Genomic DNA, 4,146 nt, shown 5'->3' on the forward strand with positions numbered 1-4,146 from the left:
CGTTCCGGCCCCAGCGCACCCGCTGAGCTGTCAGCGCACCCGCTGACGGCCCCGACGGACGGACCCCGCTGAGCGGTCAGCGCTCGGCGGTCCTCAGCCCTGGGTGCCCTCGCCCCAGCCGCCGCACGGCTGGTTGAGCGGGAAGGTCGCGCCCGCGGGGTCCACCACGGTGGCCACACGGCCGAAGGGGGAGTCCTGCGGCCCGTCCACCACGCGGCCGCCGTGGGCCTCGGTGGTCTGCACGGCGGCGTCCATGTCCGGCACCTGGAAGTACACGCGCCAGTAGCCCGGCATGCCCTCCGGCAGCCACTGCGCGGCGTCGCACAGGCCCGCCGTGGCGCGGTCGCCGCCGAAGTTCGTGGCCGGCGAACTCGTCGGGCTGCCAGAAGCCCGCCGCCTCGCCGCCGGCGGACATCGCCACGGCCATGTGGCCGAGCGGGCCCACGGCCATGGGAGGCACAGGCACGAAGCCGCCGTTCGCCTCCACCAGGGACATGGTCTGCTCGATGTCCTCGGTCTTCAGGTACACGGACCAGGCGGCCGGCTGGACGTCGCCGCCCATCTGCCGGGCCATGAGGTCCGCGTCCATGGCGCCGCCGACAGTGGCCTCGCCCTTGCGGATCATCTGGTAGTGGCCGTACTCCTCGCCCTGGTCCTCGAAGGTCCAGCCGAACAGTGCGGTGTAGAAGTCCTGCTGCCGGGCGAAGTCCCCGGCGGTGTAGTCGATCCAGATCGGGGAGCCGGGGGTGATGCGGGCGGTGTTCTCGCTCATGTCTGGAGCCTACGGCGGAGCCATGCGGCCGTTCCCGGGAGTCGTCTGGGAGTTCTCCGTCAGTGTGGTCCGCCGCTGCGGTCCGTCTCGGACCTGGGAGGATGGTCGCCGTGACCGCGCTTCCTCCCTCCTCCTCCCGTCCCGACGACGGCCCCGGCGTCTCCGGCTCGTCCGACACCTCCGGCTCGGGGACCGCCACGCTCGTCCGCCTCGGCGTGCTCGTGGACCCGCAGTGTCCGGACCCGGACCTGACCGTGCTGACGGCGGACCTGCATGCCACCTACCCGGACCTGACGTGGGAGGTCTCGGTGCTCTCCCAGCACCTCGGGGACGAGGCGGACGACTCCCTGGACCTGCTGGAGTTCGCCCGGGACCGCATGCTGGACGAGGACTGGGACCTCGCGGTGGCGGTCCGGCACGAGGCGCTGGAGCAGGGGCGGCACACGCTGCGCAGCCAGGTCTCCCCGGCGCACGCGGTCGGCGTGATCGCACTGGAGCTGGTCCAGGAGCCGGTGGAGGCCGCGGTGGCGCGGGTGGTGGGCAGGATCCTCGGCCTGGACAACGACGAGGACGACGACGCCCCCACCGAGGCCGAGCGACGCGCCGCCTCACACGCCGCCCGGCAGCTGGCCACGGACGTGGAGGACCGCGGCCGCGAGCTCCCGCTGGTCTACGCCTGGCGGGTGGGTGCGGCGAACGTCCGGCTGCTCTGGCAGACGATCCGCGCGAACCGGCCCTGGATGCTGGCCGCCACCCTGTCCAAGTCCCTGTCCGCGGCCCTGGCCGCGGGACTGCTGACGCTGCTGACCACGGACCTGTGGATGCTGTCCGCCGAGTACAACGGGCTCCAGATGGCGCTCGTGGGGGGCCTGGCGGTCCTGTCCGTGACGGTCTCGCTGGTCGTGGGCGCGAAGCTCTGGGAGCGGCCGCGCCGTCAGGGCGAGCGGGAGCAGGTGACGGTGTTCAACATCGCCACGGTGATCACCGTGCTGATCGGCGTGGTGGTGCTGCACGCGGCGCTGACGCTGCTGTCCCTGGCGGGCGCGCTGATGTTCGTGGACGCGGAGGTGTTCGGCGAGGTCACCGGGGATGCGGCCACGTTCTGGCAGTACGTGAAGCTCGCCTGGTTCATCGGAGGGCTGGCGACGGTCGGCTCGGCGCTCGGCGCCGGCCTCGAGGACGACGACGACGTCCGCGAGGCGATCTTCACGCGCGGCAGCGCCTGAGGCAGGAGGTCAGTGGCGCCGGGCCGACGTGGAGTGCTCACCTGGAGGTTCACCACCAGGCACGGCGCGGGGTCGTCGTCGGGGGCGGATTCAGTCCTTGGACCAGATGCGCGTGTTCAGCCGGAAGTCCTCGATGAGGCCGAGGAAGAGCAGGAAGTCGTCATAGACCTGCCGGCCCACCTGCTCGATGGACCGACCCTGCTGCTTCACCACGTCCAATCCGAAGCGGTTCTGCTCGAGCGCGACGCCGATGTGCATGCGCCCGCCCGTGAAGGACACGGCGACGTGCTCGGTCCCGAACCGCCGGAAGAGCTCCTGGAGGGTGTCCATGAACTCCGGGGTGATGAGATAGCGGGCCTCGACCTGGTCGCTCGTCCAGCACTCGAACCGGTCGGCCACGCGGACGTCCTCCAGGTGCAGCGGGGTCCATCCCGCGTGCTCTGCGGTGCGCCCCGAGATCCCCCGGAAGGCGGGGTGGCCGTCGGAGGGCAGCAGGAACGTGGTGGAGCTGAACTCCTTGTGGAAGTCCGCGGAGAAGTACACGAAGGAGGCTCGTGTCCCGGCGACGTCCTTCTCCAGGTCCTCGAGCCAGGAGCGGGCCGAGGACTTCATGGTCCCCGGGACGAGGGTGCTGAGGTCGCCGCCGCTGCCGCTGCGCTGCAGGGTGTCCAGCTCACGGCGCTCCAGGTGGCTCAGCCCGGTGCTGCCACGCTCCTTGCGTTCGAGCCAGCGGCGGCGGCGTTCCCGGCGGTCCTGCTCGTCCGGATCCTGCTCGGGGGCGGGCGGTGACATCTCCTCCCACTTCAGGTCGGCGAGGACGAAGTCGGTCTCCCCCAGGGTGCCGGTGACGACGTCCTCCTGATGCACGGAGGTGTCCATGACGAACCCGGCGGACGCCAGCACCGGTGCGGGCACGCGGCCGTGGGGTTCGTAGGAGGCGTCCAGGCCGGCGCCGTCCGAGGAGGCCCCCGAGGTGGTGAGGCCGTCCGCGATGGCCTGGAAGATCGGGACGGTCACCTCCTGCGTCGCCGCGCGTGAGACCCGACCGGCGCGGCGGATGGTCACGTAGGCGGGGACGGCCATGAGGATGACGCCGAGGACGGCGGTCGGGATGAACATGACGAGCACGCTGGGGAAGAAGAGGACCAGGCCGAGCACGATCATGACCTTGAAGTACCAGGGCGTGTTCTGCTGCAGGTCGGTGGCCTGGTCCTCGACCTCCCGCGTGCGCTCCTGGTCCAGGCCCGCCCAGACGGACTCGAACGAGGGGACGTCCAGGCGGGTCATGCGCGCCCCCCGTTCGCGTCGGCGGTGCCGCCGCCGAGGAAGCCGCCCAGGTCTGCCTGCTCACGCTTGGTCGAGTTCGTCAGCTCGAACAGGTCGTGGCGGCGGAATCCGAGGGCACCGGCGATCAGTACGGTGGGGAAGCTCTGTCGGGCGGTGTTGTAGTCCGTGGCGGCGGCGTTGTAGGAGCGGCGCGCGGCCTGCAGGCGCTCCTCGGCCTCGTTGACGGTGCGCTGAAGGGTGTCCACGTTGGCGAGCGACCGCATCTCCGGGTAGGCCTCGAAGGAGGCCAGTGCACCGGGGGAGCGCAGGATGCGCTGCTGGGCGTCGTCGAGCGCGGCGTGCAGCTCCGCCTTCTCGGACACCTCCAGCTCTCGGATGGGGCGTCCGGTGCGCAGGGCGGTGGCGCCGAGGACGGTCTCGACCTCCTTCCCCACGGCACCTTCCGTGATCTTCGCCTGCTGACTGACCTGGTCATGGCGGGTCTCCAGGGCCACGTCGATGCTGCGCATCGCTCCGTGGAGGTGTTCCGACGTCTCAGCAGGCCGTTGTAGACGGTGACTGCCCAGACGACGAGGAGCACCAGCAGGGCTCCGAGCACGATCAGGATGACGAGGGAGGTGTTCACGGGGCTCCTTGGTCGGCACTTGCGTCGGGGCGCCAGGGCGCGGGCCAGGCGGTATCACGCACTGTGAAACATCTGGGAAGACGCTGTCAGGGGCCGCCGTCGGGACTCTTCGTCCCGACGACGGCCCCGCACCGTTCGCCGTCCGCTGCCGGCCTCAGACCGCGCCCAGGCCCTCCACCGGGGACATCCGGGTGGCCCGGCGGGAGGGCAGGACCGAGGCGGCCAGGCCGGCGAGC

4 protein-coding genes are annotated in these 4,146 nt (G+C 71.4%); 1 reads left to right on the top strand and 3 read right to left on the bottom strand.

All coding sequences use genetic code 11. The annotated features are described in order from the left end of the window. Nucleotides 1–76: 76 nt before the first annotated feature. A complete protein-coding gene (locus AC2W7A_RS09995; RefSeq protein ID WP_485991225.1) occupies nucleotides 77–772 on the bottom strand; it encodes a VOC family protein in 696 nt (231 codons plus the stop codon). 110 nt (nucleotides 773–882) lie between these two features. On the opposite strand from AC2W7A_RS09995, the gene AC2W7A_RS10000 reads away from it, so the two are divergent. Further along, the gene (locus AC2W7A_RS10000; RefSeq protein WP_485991226.1) at nucleotides 883–1,998 is read left to right on the top strand and encodes a hypothetical protein; all 1,116 of its coding nucleotides are present in this window, start codon (nucleotides 883–885) and stop codon (nucleotides 1,996–1,998) included. Nucleotides 1,999–2,088: 90 nt separating this feature from the next. Here AC2W7A_RS10000 and AC2W7A_RS10005 read toward each other — a convergent pair whose 3' ends face one another. Further along, nucleotides 2,089–3,285 carry a DUF3137 domain-containing protein gene (locus AC2W7A_RS10005; protein ID WP_485991227.1) on the bottom strand — a complete coding sequence of 399 codons (1,197 nt, stop codon included), beginning with the start codon at nucleotides 3,283–3,285 and terminating at the stop codon, nucleotides 2,089–2,091. Then, nucleotides 3,282–3,794 carry a LemA family protein gene (locus AC2W7A_RS10010; RefSeq protein ID WP_485991228.1) on the bottom strand — a complete coding sequence of 171 codons (513 nt, stop codon included), beginning with the start codon at nucleotides 3,792–3,794 and terminating at the stop codon, nucleotides 3,282–3,284. The genes AC2W7A_RS10005 and AC2W7A_RS10010 overlap by 4 nt, the downstream gene beginning before the upstream one ends. Nucleotides 3,795–4,146 lie beyond the last annotated feature (352 nt).

Source organism: Micrococcus sp. LASM2_SD2, from assembly GCF_057364565.1.